This is a genomic window from Martinezella lusitana (genome assembly GCF_010668395.1).
In the GTDB taxonomy this organism is placed as follows: domain Bacteria; phylum Pseudomonadota; class Alphaproteobacteria; order Rhizobiales; family Rhizobiaceae; genus Rhizobium; species Rhizobium lusitanum_A.
Genome location: NZ_WUEY01000003.1, coordinates 46,558 through 59,062, shown reverse-complemented (window position 1 = coordinate 59,062; position 12,505 = coordinate 46,558). Strand labels below are relative to the sequence as shown.

Below are 12,505 nucleotides of genomic sequence, written 5' to 3'. Positions count from 1 at the left end.
GAATTGCGTAAGAACAAAAGATGGAGCGCTGTCGCCATTCGAACAAAAGCGGAAAGGCTCCGGGAGGCCGCTACTTCGCGACCTCTGCCTGCAACGCAATGGCGCCGGGAGGCGCGTTTACCTTGCCCTCGTGGATCATGAAGGCGAAGACATCGCGCGGCTCGACCTTGACCTTGCGGCTCGTATCGATCAGCGGCAGATCATCCGGCACCTTGCCTTCAGCCCAGGTTTTCAGGCGATTGGCCCAGGCCTTGAGGTCCTGCGGCGGATAGCAGGTCTCGATATCGTCCGATCCCTTCTGCAGGCGGGCATAGACGAAATCAGCCGTGACATCCGCGATCATCGGATACTCGAAATGCTCTGCGCATACCGGCGCGACATTGTATTTTTCGAGCAGCGCAATGAACTCCGGCACTTTGAAGGAATCATGCCGGACTTCGACGACATGTTTCAGCGCAAGACCATCCTGCTTGGCCGGCAGCAGCTTCAGAAACGCCTCGAAATCGTCCGGATCGAATTTCTTCGTCGGCGCGAACTGCCAGAGCAACGGGCCGAGATGATCGCCGAGCTCGCTGATGCCGGATTCCAGGAAGCGTTGCATCGACTCGCCCGCCTCGGCCAGAACCCGGCGATTGGTGACGAAGCGCGTCGCCTTCAGGGAGAAAATGAAGCCGTCTGGAACGTCGGCTGCCCATTTGGCGAAGACCTCGGGCTTCTGCGTGCTGTAATAGGTGCCGTTGACCTCGATCACCTTCAGCTGGCGGCTGGCGTAGTTCAGCTCGTCCTTCTGCTTCAGGGTGTCGGGATAGAAGGTCCCGCGCCAGGGCTCGAAAGTCCAGCCGCCTATGCCTGTGCGGATTTCGCCCGCTTTGGTCATGCTCTCCTCCTTGGACGTTCAGTCGGGTGAAACTCACTCCGCTGCGGCAACCTTCTTCAGCGGACGCCGCTCCAGCAGTTCCTTTAGGAATTGCCCCGTATAGGAGCGCTTCTCCTTGACGATGGCCTCCGGTGTTCCCACGGCAACGATCTCGCCGCCGCCATCGCCACCTTCCGGACCGAAATCGAGGATCCAGTCGGCGGTCTTGATGACTTCGAGATTGTGCTCGATGACCACGACGGAATTGCCCTGATTGACCAGTTCGTGCAGCATTTCCAGAAGCTTGGCGACATCGTGGAAGTGCAGCCCGGTTGTGGGTTCGTCGAGGATGTAGAGCGTGCGGCCGGTCGATCGCTTCGACAGCTCCTTGGCTAGCTTGACGCGCTGCGCCTCGCCACCCGAAAGCGTATTGGCCTGTTGCCCCACCTTGATATAGCCGAGACCGACATCCTTCAGGCTCTGCAGCTTGTCGCGCACCGCGGGAACGGCGGCAAAGAAATCGACGCCTTCCTCGACCGTCATGTCGAGCACGTCCGCAATCGACTTGGTCTTGAAGGTGACGTCGAGGGTTTCGCGGTTATACCGCTTGCCGTGACAAACGTCGCAGGTGACGTAGACGTCAGGCAGGAAGTGCATCTCGATCTTGATGACGCCGTCGCCCTGGCACGCCTCGCAGCGGCCGCCCTTGACGTTGAAGGAGAAACGGCCCGGCTGATAGCCGCGAGCCTTGGCTTCCGGCAATCCGGCGAACCAGTCACGGATCGGCGTGAAGGCGCCCGTATAGGTCGCCGGGTTCGAACGCGGCGTCCTGCCGATCGGCGATTGATCGATGTCGATCACCTTGTCGATATGCTCGAAACCGTCGATACGGTCGTGATCGGCGGGAATCTCGCGCGCACCCATGACGCGCCGCGCCGCCGACTTATAAAGCGTCTCGATCAGGAAGGTGGATTTGCCACCGCCTGAAACGCCCGTGACGGCGGTAAACACACCGAGCGGGATGGACGCCGTAACGTTCTTGAGATTATTGCCTCTCGCGCCGACGACCTTGATTTCCTTGCCCTTCTTGGGCTTGCGGCGCTCTTCGGGAACCGGCACGCCGAGCTCGCCGGAAAGATATCTTCCGGTCAGCGACTTCGGGTTCGCCATGATATCCTGCGGCGTCCCATGTGCCACCACCTGGCCGCCATGCACACCGGCTGCCGGGCCGATGTCGACGACGTCGTCCGCCGTCAGGATCGCATCCTCGTCATGCTCGACGACGATCACGGTGTTGCCGATGTCGCGCAGGTGCTTCAGCGTCTCCAGAAGGCGGGCATTGTCGCGCTGATGCAGGCCGATGGACGGCTCGTCGAGGACGTAGAGCACGCCGGTCAATCCCGAACCGATCTGCGACGCCAGCCGGATACGCTGGCTTTCACCGCCGGAAAGGGTCCCCGAGTTACGCGACAGGCTGAGATATTCGAGGCCGACATCGTTCAGGAAGCGCAGGCGATCGCGGATTTCCTTGAGGATGCGTACGGCGATTTCATTCTGCTTGTCGGTGAAGGTATCGGGCAACACGTCGAACCAGTCGCGGGCAACGCGAATGGACATTTCCGCGACCTGGCTGATGTGCAGCTTGTTGATCTTGACCGCCAGGGCCTCCGGCTTCAGGCGATAGCCGTTGCAGGCCGGGCAGGGGGCTGCCGACATGAAGCGCTCGATCTCTTCGCGTGCCCAGGCGGAATCCGTTTCCTTCCAGCGCCGTTCGAGGTTCGGAACGATGCCTTCGAAGTTCTTGTGCGTGGTGTAGGAGCGCGCGCCGTCGGCATAGTGGAATTCGATCTTGTCTTCCGTGCCGTTGAGGATGACGTCCTTGGCCTTGTCGGACAGCTCGTTCCAGCGGTTGCCGAGCTTGAAGCCGTAATGCTTGCCGAGCGCTTCCAGCGTCTGATTGTAATAAGGCGAGCTCGATTTGGCCCAGGGGGCGATTGCGCCATCGCGCAGCGTGCGTTCCGGCTCCGGCACGATCAGATCCGGGTCGATCTTCTGCTGCGAGCCGAGACCGTCGCAGGAAGGGCAGGCGCCGAAGGGATTGTTGAACGAGAACAGGCGCGGCTCGATTTCCGGTATGGTGAAGCCGGAAACCGGGCACGCGAATTTCTCCGAGAACAGCACGCGCTCGTGCGTCTCGTTCAGCGACTTGTTGGCCGAGCCGCCGGCAGCGGTTTCCTCCGGCGGCAGCGGCTTGTCGGCGAATTCGGCAACGGCAAGACCGTCCGCCAGACGCAACGAAGTCTCGAAGCTGTCGGCCAGGCGCGCGGCCATGTCCGGCCTGACCACGATACGATCGACCACCACGTCGATATCGTGCTTGTATTTCTTGTCGAGCGCCGGAACGTCGGCGATTTCGTAGAACTGCCCGTCGACCTTGACGCGCTGGAAGCCCTTTTTCATGAGCTCCGCCAGTTCCTTCTTGTATTCGCCCTTACGCCCGCGCACGAGCGGCGCCAGAATATAGAGCCTGGTGCCTTCCTCGTAGGCGAGAACGCGGTCCACCATCTGGCTGACCGTCTGGCTCTCGATCGGCAGGCCCGTGACCGGCGAATAGGGAACGCCGACGCGGGCAAACAGCAGGCGCATGTAGTCGTAGATTTCGGTGACCGTGCCGACTGTCGAGCGCGGATTGCGCGAGGTGGTCTTCTGCTCGATCGAGATAGCGGGCGAGAGGCCGTCGATCTGATCGACATCCGGCTTCTGCATCATCTCGAGGAACTGGCGCGCATAGGCCGAAAGGCTTTCGACATAGCGGCGCTGCCCCTCGGCATAGATGGTGTCGAAGGCCAGCGACGACTTGCCGGAGCCGGAAAGGCCGGTCATGACGATCAGCTTGTTGCGCGGCAGGTCGAGGTCGATGCCCTTGAGATTGTGCTCGCGCGCACCACGTATGGAAATAGTCTTCAGTTCGCTCATCGTCTTGTGCAGGTCCCTTGGAGTCTGCCTTTATTTAGTGATGCCGGCCCGCGTGTCGAGGCTGAAATGACGGGCGGGATCAGGTTTTCGATTCTGTTGACATCATCATAAGGACAAATTAGAACAAATAAAGAACAAAATGTCCTGTGGATATTTCTTTGTGGATGAAGAAGCCTTGGACGGTGCTGAAACAACACCTGATGGCGGCAATGGTCTAAGGTGTGCCGATGGAATTTAAGGGCCGTCGATGGGCGGCAAGTAGGGTGGTATCATGGCCGGTAGTGTGAATAAGGTAATTCTGGTTGGAAATCTCGGGGCGGACCCGGAAATCCGGCGCACGCAGGACGGTCGCCCGATTGCCAACCTCAACATCGCGACGTCGGAAACCTGGCGCGACCGCAATTCCGGCGAGCGCAAGGAAAAGACCGAATGGCACCGTGTCGTCATCTTCAATGAGGGCCTGTGCAAGGTCGCCGAGCAGTATTTGAAGAAGGGCGCCAAGGTCTACATCGAAGGCGCGCTGCAAACCCGCAAATGGCAGGATCAGAACGGCCAGGATCGCTATTCGACCGAAATCGTGCTGCAGGGCTTCAATTCCACCCTGACGATGCTCGATGGCCGTGGCGAAGGCGGCGGCTCCATCGAGGGCGGCGGCAGCCGTGGTGGTCGCGGCGGCGGTGACTTTGGTGGCGGCTACGGCGGCGGTGGCGGCGATTACGGTGGCGATGACTATGGCCAGCCGCCTTCGCAATCCTCCGGTCGCGGTGCGGGCGCCAGCCGCGGCGGCGCGTCCAGCGGTGGCGGCAGCAATTTCTCGCGCGATCTGGACGACGACATCCCGTTCTGAGACCGGCGCAGAAGCCGATTGTTGAAAAGCCCGCCCTACGGCGGGCTTTTTCGTATGTTTCGATTCAGCGATGCCGCCCAGATGGCTTGATCGTTAGTTGTTTTATCGCTCGCGGAGCCTTTGAGCTCTTTCAGAATGGCCTTGGGCCTCTATGGTTGGAACGGCATTTTTCTCGGTGAGAATATCTGTCCTCGAGATCTCGTCACTCAGACAGGTGAACAAGGCTGTCTTCAGAAAGGCATACCCTTATTTTTTGAAGAACGACCTGACGATGGAGCCTTTCACGAAAGGGCCAATGCCGACCTTGCACCGTCCACGACGAATTGCGCGGCAAGTGCGGCCAGGATGACACCGAGCAATCGGGTCAGGATGGCGCGGCCGGTGGCACCAAGCATACGGTCGAGACGGTCGGAAATGGCGAGCGCGGCAAAGACAAGGCAGAGATTGGCGGCGATGACGCCGATCAGTTGCGCTCGGTCGAGCGTTGTCTGCAGCGATCCCGCCAAAAGGATCGTGGCGGAGATCGCGCCGGGGCCGGCGATCAGGGGCAGGGCGAGCGGAAAGACCGCGATGTTGCGGATATGGTCCTGGGTGATCGCGACTTCCGTCGTTTTCTCTTTCCGGTCCTGCCGCCGCTCGAACACCATCTCGAAGGCGATCCAGAAAAGCAGCAGGCCGCCGGCGATGCGGAAGGCGCCGATGGAGATGCCGAGGATGCCGAGCACGCTCGCTCCGAACAAGGCGAAGGCAGCCAGGATGAAGAAGGCGATCAGCGAGCCGCGCAGCGCCACCTGCTTGCGCTCGGAGCGATTCATGCCCGCCGTGAGGCCGATAAAAAGCGGCGCGAGCCCGGGTGCATCGACAGTGACAAGCAGTGTGGTGAAGGCATTGATCAGCGTGTCTGAGCTCGCCATATAGTCCCCGGTGCTTGTTCTGTCGTTGTTATCGGCCATTGTTATGCGAGGAACGAGCTTTCGCAAAGGCCCATGCGCTGCTATTGGCGGGTTACGCCACGGAAATGTGCGATTTTGCGGCTTAAAGGGCAAAAGCCTGTTCAAAAACACCGGCCCAAATTGGCGCTCGCCGGGCCTTTCGGCTATAAATTTCGCAGTGATTCTAAAAGAGATCGTGATCTGTTTTGACTGAGCAAACACCACCCGGCGGCGGGAAGCTCCCGCCAGGCATCGAGCCGATTTCCATCATGGAGGAAATGCAGCGGTCGTATCTCGATTACGCCATGAGCGTGATCGTCAGCCGCGCGCTTCCCGACGTTCGCGATGGTCTCAAGCCAGTTCATCGGCGCATCCTCTATGCGGCCCATCAGAGCGGCTATCACTGGAACCGCAAGTATGTGAAGTCGGCCCGTCCCGTCGCCGACGTCATGGGTAGCTACCACCCGCACGGCGACGCTTCGATCTATGACGCCTTGGTCCGCATGGCGCAGAACTGGTCGATGCGCGTGCCGCTCATCGACGGACAGGGCAATTTCGGCTCGATCGACGGCGATCCGCCGGCGGCGATGCGTTACACGGAATCGCGCCTGACGAAGGTTGCCCACGAGCTGCTCGAGGACATCGACAAGGAAACGGTCGATTTCCAGGAAAACTACGACGCAACCACGGAAGAGCCGAAGGTTCTGCCGGCGCGCTTCCCGAACCTGCTCGTCAACGGCTCCGGCGGTATCGCCGTCGGCATGGCGACGAACATTCCACCGCACAATCTTTCGGAAGTGATCGACGGCTGTATTGCCCTCATCGACAATCCGGCGATCGAGCTGCCCGAGATGATGCAGATCATCCCCGGCCCGGATTTTCCGACCGGTGCGAAGATCCTTGGCCGCGCCGGCATCCGCTCCGCCTACGAGACGGGGCGCGGTTCGGTTATCATGCGCGGCGTCGCAACCATCGAGCCGATGCGCGGCGACCGCGAGCAGATCATCATCACCGAGATTCCCTTCCAGGTGAACAAGGCCTCGATGATCGAGAAGATGGCCGAGCTGGTGCGCGAGAAGCGCATCGAGGGCATCTCCGACCTGCGCGACGAATCCGACCGCCAGGGCTATCGCGTGGTCGTCGAATTGAAGCGCGATGCCAATGCCGATGTCATTCTCAATCAGCTTTATCGCTATACGCCGCTGCAGACCTCCTTCGGCTGCAACATGGTGGCGCTGAACGGCGGAAAGCCCGAGCAGATGAACCTGATGGATATGCTGCGCGCGTTCGTGGCATTCCGCGAGGAAGTCATCAGCCGCCGCACGAAGTATCTGCTGCGCAAGGCGCGCGATCGCGCCCACGTCTTGGTCGGCCTGGCGATTGCTGTCGCCAATATCGACGAAGTCATCCGCGTCATTCGCCAGGCGCCGGATCCGCAGACGGCCCGCGAAGAGCTGATGACTCGCCGCTGGAACGCCGCCGACGTTGAATCGCTTATCCGGCTAATCGATGACCCGCGTCACCGCATCAACGAGGACGGCACCTACAACCTCTCGGAAGAGCAGGCCCGCGCGATCCTCGAACTTCGCCTCGCACGTCTGACTGCTCTCGGCCGTGATGAGATCGATGAGGAACTCAATCAGATCGGCGCCGAGATCAAGGATTATCTTGATATTCTCTCGTCGCGCGCCCGCATTCAAACCATTGTAAAAGATGAGCTTTCTGCGGTTCGCGAAGAGTTCGGGACGCCGCGTCGCAGCGAGATCGTCGATGGCGGCCTCGAGATGGACGATGAAGATCTGATCGCCCGCGAGGACATGGTCGTAACCGTTTCCCATCTCGGCTACATCAAGCGTGTGCCGTTGACGACCTATCGCGCGCAGCGCCGTGGCGGCAAGGGCCGCTCCGGCATGACGACCCGTGACGAGGATTTCGTTACCCGGCTATTTGTTCTCAATACGCACACGCCGGTTCTGTTCTTTTCGTCGCGCGGTATCGTCTATAAGGAAAAGGTCTGGCGCCTGCCCATCGGCACGCCCACGTCGCGCGGCAAGGCGCTGATCAACATGCTGCCGCTGGAACCCGGCGAACGCATCACCACGATCATGCCGCTGCCCGAGGACGAGGATAGCTGGGATAATCTCGACGTGATGTTCACGACGACGCGCGGAACCGTGCGCCGCAACAAGCTGTCGGATTTCGTGCAGGTGAACCGCAACGGCAAGATCGCCATGAAGCTCGAGGAAGAGGGTGATGAAATCCTCTCCGTCGAGACCTGTACGGAACATGACGACGTGCTGATGACGACGGCGCTCGGCCAGTGTATCCGCTTCTCGGTTTCGGACGTGCGCGTCTTTGCCGGCCGTAACTCGATCGGCGTTCGCGGCATCAGCCTCGCATCCGGCGACCGTATCATTTCCATGACGATCGTCCGGCATGTGGACGCGGAACCCTGGGAACGCGCTGCCTACCTCAAGCGCTCCGTCAACGAGCGTCGTTTTGCGACGGGCGAGGACGAGGAGATCGCGCTGGTCGGCGAGGAGGTCACCGAAGAGGGACAGCTGAGCGACGAGCGGTACGAAGAACTGAAGGCGCTCGAGCAATTCGTTCTGACGGTGTCGGAAAAGGGCTTTGGCAAGCGTTCGTCTTCCTACGACTTCCGCATCTCCGGCCGCGGCGGCAAGGGCATCCGCGCCACCGACACCTCGAAGACGGGCGAGATCGGCGAACTCGTCGCCGCTTTCCCGGTCGAGGATGGCGATCAGATCATGCTCGTCTCGGATGGCGGCCAGTTGATCCGCGTTCCCGTCGGCGGCATCCGTCTCGCGAGCCGCGCCACCAAGGGCGTCACCATCTTCTCCACCGCCAAGGATGAGAAGGTCGTGTCCGTCGAGCGCATCAGCGAGCCGGAAAACGACGAGGATGATGCCGCGTCGGGTGAGGATGATGCTGATGCTGTTGTCGGGGAAGCCGGCGATGCCGAGGGCGGCAGCGAGGAATAGGCTTCGCCGCACTCGGCCGGCGAAGCTGCGGCTGGCCGGCCAGCACGCCTGGAAGTGCAATCTTTTCAATCGCATGAGCTTGGCAACAGGCTCATGCGATTGTTTTTTATGGCATGTGTCGGCGCGAGGGATAATCGCGACAGGTTCTATTCGGGCTGCTTATTGCTTCGAGAGAAGGGCGGCAGAACCTCCAGGCTTTCCCGATCCAATTGTGCAAATAGCTCGTCATAGCCGAAGCGGAAGTGCCATCCGAGGACAGCGCCTGCCGATTTCGACGTATAGACGCGATCGATGCTTTGCGGCAGAGGCCAGTTTCTCTGCGCAAATTTCGCGGCCAAACCGGGCGCGCGCAATCGGATGACGGAGGCTGCATCGACCGCCAGGGCTTCGCAATCCTCCGGTTTGAAGAGCGTTCCCGCAGAGATGATATGCCGTTGGAAGGGATCGCCTCCATTGGTCAATGCTGTGGCGTGGGCGTCGGCGACGTCGCGTATGTCGATGCCGCGATGCAATCGATAGACGGCCATGATTTCGGCGGACTCCGGAAAGCTTCGAGACATGCGCAGGACGCGCACCTGAAAATCCCGACTGGCCATGCCTTTCAGAATCTGCTCGGCTTCCAGTTTCGTGCGGTGATAGATGCTTTTCGGTTGCGGCGCGGTGTCTTCATCGATCCATGTGCAACGGCCGGGAGCCACTGCGCGACCATAAAGCGCCGTCGTGCTGGTAAACACCAGTCGCTTCACGCCAGCGGTCAGGGCGGCCTCAGCCAATAGCAACGTCCCATCCACATTGATGCGGCGAAACTCGTCATCGGAGACTGTTCCCACATGGGGCGCATGCAGCGCCGCGCAATGGACGATTGCGTCCGCTCCGGCTAACGCTCTGCGCAGCAGCGCTGTATCGGTAAAATCTCCAACGATATGCGTCGATGAAAATGGCGAGCGATCGATCCCCACGACCGTATGATTTGACGCCAATGCGTTAAAGACCGCCCGGCCAAGCCGTCCGGAACTGCCGGTCAGAACAATGCGCATGTCGATCCCTCGGTAAACTCGGACCACCATAGCACGATTGAAGCAATTGCCGTCCTTCCTCTCGCAAAATCAGGCTCTTGCGTAGCGGTGGCAGGGCATGGAGGAGGAAGACCTACATTGTAATGACAATAAAAAACCGGACGCTGGCGGGGAGAGCGTCCGGTTCAAGGGTCCATCCGAGCATCTGGCGGGGAGAGGATGCCCGGTACGCGGAGATCAGAGCGTCTTGTGACGCTTATGCAGTCTCTTGCTCTCTTCGCTTTCGCGATGGAGCGCCGAAATGGTGGATGCGACTGACACGACAAACATGATGCTGATGAAAAGCGTAAGCAGCGTCAAAATTGTGAACATGATCGCTCCCTCCTTTGGTGGGACTAGCGTTCAGATCCCTTAATACTGGCTCGAGGCAACGAAGGGACGAGCCGAAGCAAAGGGACCGTAGATCTTCGACTGGTCGGGTTTCTGATCGTAAAGCGCAACGGTTGCTGCAAGCATTCCCGAAATCATGGCCATCCAAACAACGTTAATGAGGGTGATCTTGTCGGGCATACTCTTCTTCCTTCTTGCCGCAATGTGCAAATCTGAGTTCGGACTGTAAACGCAGCGGTTCATAAATGGTTCCGCCGATATTGAGAGCTATCTAGCAATGGCCGCCTGAAGCGACCTTGAATGCCTTGTTCATCTGGCGTTCAGATTCGCGATGCGTCCTGCGCATGGCGGTGGCGATTTCTTGGGCAAAATCGATGTCTTTGCTGATTTTTTCGGCAGAATCCCATTCGATCTCATAGTTGTCGGCAAAAAGATGAACGAGATATTCAATGAAAAATGAACCGATGATGGCGCCTGCGATGATGAAGACGAGCATGGCATGATTTCCTTGGAGCCGAGACCCGCGAGCCGCTGAACCGGGCCCGTTTCGATGTTGAGGCCAGTTAAAGCACTGCCGAGCTGAAACAGGCTTGAACGTCGCGTTCATCCGGCGTTCAGAGGCGGTCTCCGGGTTGCAAATGACTTGCGATGCGGCCTCATCCATGACAAAAGGCGTCGAAACAACGAGCCGGCCTGGTATGACGACAGCCTTTTATCCCGGATCTTTCGACCCGATGACAAACGGACACTTGGATGTCCTCGTTCAGGCGTTGAACGTCGCCTCCAAGGTGATCGTGGCGATTGGCATTCACCCTGGCAAGAAGCCGCTTTTCTCTTTCGAGGAGCGTGCCGAGCTGATCAAGAAGTCGCTCGCCGAGGCTCTGCCGCAGAAGGCGGGCGATATATCCGTCGTCGCCTTCGACAATCTCGTGGTGGATGCCGCCCGTGCCCATGGCGCGACCTTGCTGGTGCGCGGCCTGCGGGACGGTACGGATCTCGATTATGAAATGCAGATGGCCGGCATGAACAGGCAGATGGCGCCGGATATACAGACGCTGTTTCTGCCCGCCGGTACAGCCTCGCGGCCCATAACCGCCACATTGGTGCGGCAGATCGCATCGATGGGCGGCAATGTGAGCGCCTTCGTGCCGTCAGCGGTTCTGGACGCCCTGACTGGCAAACTCAAAGATGTGGCCGGCCCCAAGGGCTGAGCTGAAATCCATTTCCGAACGGAGCACCCATGAAACTCTTTCATATTGCATTGGCTGGATTCCTGAGCCTTGCCGCCTTCGCGGGCAGCGCATTGTCGGCATCGGCCGAAGACCTGCTGACCATCCAGCTCAAGGACGGTCCGGTCGTCATTCAGCTCATGCCCGAAGTCGCTCCGAAGCACGTCGCGCAGATCGAGGCGCTGGCGAAGAAGGGCGCTTACGACAACGTCGTCTTCCATCGCGTCATCGACGGCTTCATGGCCCAGACCGGCGACGTCCAGTACGGGAATGCGACGAAGGGCTTCGATCCGAACAAGGCCGGCACCGGCGGTTCCGATTTGCCCAACCTTCCGGCCGAATTCTCCAAGGTCCCGTTCCAGCGCGGCACCGTCGGCATGGCGCGCGCCCAGGATCCGAACTCGGCCAACTCGCAGTTCTTCATCATGTTTGCTGACGGCGATTTCCTGAACGGCCAGTACACGGTCGTCGGCAAGGTCATCTCCGGCATGGAATTCGTCGACAAGATCAAGCGCGGCGAAGGCCAGAACGGCGAAGTGAGTAAGCCGGACCGGATGATCAAGGTCACCGTCACCAAGAAGTGATTTCACAGGTATGATCCCAAGGAACGCGACGCGGTTTTTGGATAGGATCATGCCGAGGCAAGTTGCATGATCCCGCAAGGTGCAAAGCCGTTCGGGGAAACATGCGCAACCAAACAGAGAGAACAAGGAAACGAACATGGCTGAGATCAAGGACCCGGAAAACACCCTCATCCTGGAAACCACCAAGGGCCAGGTTGTCATTCAGCTTCTGCCGCAGGTCGCCCCGGAGCATGTCGCCCGCATCAAGGAACTCGCACGCGAGAAGGCCTATGACGGCGTCGTCTTCCATCGCGTCATCGACGGCTTCATGGCCCAGACCGGCGATGTTCAGTTCGGCAAGCAGGGCAGCGAAACCTTCAATCCAGGCCGTGCCGGCATGGGCGGCTCGTCCAAGCCGGACCTGAAGGCCGAATTCTCCGCGACCTCGCATATTCGCGGCACCTGCTCGATGGCGCGTTCGCAGAACCCGAACTCGGCCAACTCGCAGTTCTTCATCTGCTTTGCCGATGCTCCCTGGCTGAACAAGCAGTATTCCGTCTGGGGTCAGGTCATCTCCGGCATGGATTTCGTCGACCAGATCAAGCGCGGCGAGCCGGTGAAGGATCCGGACTCGATCGTATCCGCTCGGGTTGCCGCCGACGTCTGATCGTGATTATTCCTGAAACCCGCCTCT

The 12,505-nt window shown here is 59.8% G+C and carries 12 protein-coding genes; 5 read left to right on the top strand and 7 right to left on the bottom strand.

Features of this window, described 5'->3' with window-relative positions; translation table 11 throughout:
- Positions 1-70: 70 nt before the first annotated feature.
- Together GR212_RS07190 and uvrA are read right to left on the bottom strand one after the other, a co-directional pair.
- Positions 71-877 (bottom strand): DUF72 domain-containing protein, encoded by an 807-nt coding sequence (locus GR212_RS07190; RefSeq protein WP_163985801.1) that lies wholly within the window; start codon positions 875-877, stop codon positions 71-73.
- Between the two features lie 33 nt (positions 878-910).
- Positions 911-3,832: an excinuclease ABC subunit UvrA gene (uvrA, locus tag GR212_RS07185; protein ID WP_163985800.1), complete on the bottom strand. Its 2,922-nt coding sequence runs from the start codon at positions 3,830-3,832 to the stop codon at positions 911-913.
- Positions 3,833-4,103: 271 nt separating this feature from the next.
- Here uvrA and GR212_RS07180 point away from each other — a divergent pair, with 271 nt between their 5' ends.
- Positions 4,104-4,679, top strand: a complete 576-nt coding sequence (locus tag GR212_RS07180) for a single-stranded DNA-binding protein (RefSeq protein WP_163985799.1) — start codon at positions 4,104-4,106, stop codon at positions 4,677-4,679.
- A 281-nt stretch (positions 4,680-4,960) separates the two neighbouring features.
- Here GR212_RS07180 and GR212_RS07175 read toward each other — a convergent pair whose 3' ends face one another.
- Positions 4,961-5,593, bottom strand: a complete 633-nt coding sequence (locus GR212_RS07175) for a MarC family protein (protein ID WP_163985798.1) — start codon at positions 5,591-5,593, stop codon at positions 4,961-4,963.
- A 224-nt stretch (positions 5,594-5,817) separates the two neighbouring features.
- Here GR212_RS07175 and gyrA point away from each other — a divergent pair, with 224 nt between their 5' ends.
- On the top strand, positions 5,818-8,613 hold the full coding sequence (gyrA, locus tag GR212_RS07170; protein ID WP_163985797.1) for a DNA gyrase subunit A: 2,796 nt from the start codon (positions 5,818-5,820) through the stop codon (positions 8,611-8,613).
- 146 nt (positions 8,614-8,759) lie between these two features.
- On the opposite strand, the gene GR212_RS07165 is transcribed toward gyrA, so the two are convergent.
- The 4 genes from GR212_RS07165 to GR212_RS07160 all read right to left on the bottom strand — a co-directional run bounded on the left by GR212_RS07165 (position 8,760) and on the right by GR212_RS07160 (position 10,515).
- A complete protein-coding gene (locus tag GR212_RS07165; RefSeq protein WP_163985796.1) occupies positions 8,760-9,650 on the bottom strand; it encodes an NAD-dependent epimerase/dehydratase family protein in 891 nt (296 codons plus the stop codon).
- A 216-nt stretch (positions 9,651-9,866) separates the two neighbouring features.
- Positions 9,867-10,001, bottom strand: coding sequence for a hypothetical protein (locus GR212_RS37510; protein ID WP_257713997.1), 135 nt, complete (start codon positions 9,999-10,001; stop codon positions 9,867-9,869).
- Positions 10,002-10,040: 39 nt separating this feature from the next.
- Entirely contained in the window at positions 10,041-10,199 is a 159-nt protein-coding gene (locus GR212_RS36790; protein WP_015339886.1) for a hypothetical protein, read from the bottom strand.
- Positions 10,200-10,290: 91 nt separating this feature from the next.
- Entirely contained in the window at positions 10,291-10,515 is a 225-nt protein-coding gene (locus GR212_RS07160) for a hypothetical protein (RefSeq protein WP_163985795.1), read from the bottom strand.
- A gap of 202 nt (positions 10,516-10,717) precedes the next feature.
- On the opposite strand from GR212_RS07160, the gene coaD reads away from it, so the two are divergent.
- From coaD to GR212_RS07145, 3 genes are all read left to right on the top strand, one after another.
- On the top strand, positions 10,718-11,230 hold the full coding sequence (gene coaD / locus GR212_RS07155) for a pantetheine-phosphate adenylyltransferase (RefSeq protein ID WP_163985794.1): 513 nt from the start codon (positions 10,718-10,720) through the stop codon (positions 11,228-11,230).
- A 29-nt stretch (positions 11,231-11,259) separates the two neighbouring features.
- Positions 11,260-11,832: a peptidylprolyl isomerase gene (locus GR212_RS07150; protein ID WP_163985793.1), complete on the top strand. Its 573-nt coding sequence runs from the start codon at positions 11,260-11,262 to the stop codon at positions 11,830-11,832.
- A gap of 136 nt (positions 11,833-11,968) precedes the next feature.
- Positions 11,969-12,478 carry a peptidylprolyl isomerase gene (locus GR212_RS07145; protein WP_163985792.1) on the top strand — a complete coding sequence of 170 codons (510 nt, stop codon included), beginning with the start codon at positions 11,969-11,971 and terminating at the stop codon, positions 12,476-12,478.
- Positions 12,479-12,505 lie beyond the last annotated feature (27 nt).

Coding starts and splice junctions, on each gene's coding strand:
- GR212_RS07190 (WP_163985801.1), bottom strand. CDS start 877: ATGACCAAAGCGGGCGAAATCCGCACAGGCATAGGCGGCTGGACTTTC.
- uvrA (WP_163985800.1), bottom strand. CDS start 3,832: ATGAGCGAACTGAAGACTATTTCCATACGTGGTGCGCGCGAGCACAAT.
- GR212_RS07180 (WP_163985799.1), top strand. CDS start 4,104: ATGGCCGGTAGTGTGAATAAGGTAATTCTGGTTGGAAATCTCGGGGCG.
- GR212_RS07175 (WP_163985798.1), bottom strand. CDS start 5,593: ATGGCGAGCTCAGACACGCTGATCAATGCCTTCACCACACTGCTTGTC.
- GR212_RS07165 (WP_163985796.1), bottom strand. CDS start 9,650: ATGCGCATTGTTCTGACCGGCAGTTCCGGACGGCTTGGCCGGGCGGTC.
- GR212_RS37510 (WP_257713997.1), bottom strand. CDS start 10,001: ATGTTCACAATTTTGACGCTGCTTACGCTTTTCATCAGCATCATGTTT.
- GR212_RS36790 (WP_015339886.1), bottom strand. CDS start 10,199: ATGCCCGACAAGATCACCCTCATTAACGTTGTTTGGATGGCCATGATT.
- GR212_RS07160 (WP_163985795.1), bottom strand. CDS start 10,515: ATGCTCGTCTTCATCATCGCAGGCGCCATCATCGGTTCATTTTTCATT.
- coaD (WP_163985794.1), top strand. CDS start 10,718: ATGACGACAGCCTTTTATCCCGGATCTTTCGACCCGATGACAAACGGA.
- GR212_RS07150 (WP_163985793.1), top strand. CDS start 11,260: ATGAAACTCTTTCATATTGCATTGGCTGGATTCCTGAGCCTTGCCGCC.
- GR212_RS07145 (WP_163985792.1), top strand. CDS start 11,969: ATGGCTGAGATCAAGGACCCGGAAAACACCCTCATCCTGGAAACCACC.